General features: G+C 76.3%; 2 protein-coding genes. Both read left to right on the top strand.

Annotation, left to right across the window (positions count from 1 at the left end; translation table 11 throughout):
- Positions 1-245 precede the first annotated feature (245 nt).
- Positions 246-554, top strand: coding sequence for a Nif11-like leader peptide family natural product precursor (locus HMPREF0731_RS21895; RefSeq protein ID WP_211208000.1), 309 nt, complete (start codon positions 246-248; stop codon positions 552-554).
- Between the two features lie 76 nt (positions 555-630).
- Positions 631-924, top strand: coding sequence for a Nif11-like leader peptide family natural product precursor (locus HMPREF0731_RS21900; protein ID WP_040614420.1), 294 nt, complete (start codon positions 631-633; stop codon positions 922-924).
- Positions 925-963 lie beyond the last annotated feature (39 nt).

Consider the following 963-nt stretch of genomic DNA (forward strand, 5'->3'; position numbering starts at 1 on the left):
GGCGCTGCGGGCGGCGGGCCTTTCCGCTGGGCCGGCCGTGCTGGCCGCGCTGCTGGACCAGCGCGGCGCGACGCTGGACGAGGCGGCGCTGGACGGTATCGGCGGCGGGCGGGGCATCGTGAGCAGGCCGCCGCCGACGATCGACACCAGCAAGATCGTCGATCTCTAGCCCACCCCGGGATCTCTGCCCCGACAACCCTGGCCAGGCCCCGACCGGCGCCCGGCCGACAATGGCCGAGGACATCATGCCCCCTGAGAACTGGACCCCCCTGCTGCGGGCCCTGGAGCCCTATCCCGCGCTGCGCGCCCGCATGGCCGAGCCCAGCCTGACGCTGGAGCAGCGCCTGGCCCTGCTGCGCCAGGCGGATTTCGACATCAGTGCCGAGGAGCTGCTGCAATGGCGCGCCGCGCCACCGGGCACCGGCGCGGCGCTGGATGAGGCGCAGCTGGACGGCATCGCCGGCGGCTGGCAGCTCGGCGACACCAGCTGGCGGCAGCCGGTGGCGCCGGGGCCGGAGACCGGCCCCGACGGCACCGCCACCATCACCGTCTGAGCCATCTGGCGGCCCAGCCCCGACCACCCTGCCCCGGCGGCGCCGCTGGCGCCGCGCCCCATGGCCGAGGATGCCGATGACCCCCGAGAACTGGACCCCCCTGCTGCGGGCCCTGGAACCCTACCCCGCGCTGCGCGCCCGCATGGCCGTGCCGGGGCTGACGCCGGAACAGCGCGTGGCGCTGCTGCGCCAGGCCGGGTTCGATGTGAGCACACAGGAATTGCTGCGATGGCGCACCGCACCGGACGCGGCGCTGGCCGGCGCCCAATCCGGCGAGGCCCTGCCCGACACGGCGCTGGACGCGATGGCGGGCGCCGGCCCGAACACCGGCTGGGGGGCGGGGCAGCTCGGGCGCTGGCGCTCCTCCTGACGCAAAGGGCGCCGGGAACCTGACCCCTCGGCACCCGGG

It is taken from the genome of Pseudoroseomonas cervicalis ATCC 49957 (assembly GCF_000164635.1).
In the GTDB taxonomy this organism is placed as follows: domain Bacteria; phylum Pseudomonadota; class Alphaproteobacteria; order Acetobacterales; family Acetobacteraceae; genus Pseudoroseomonas; species Pseudoroseomonas cervicalis.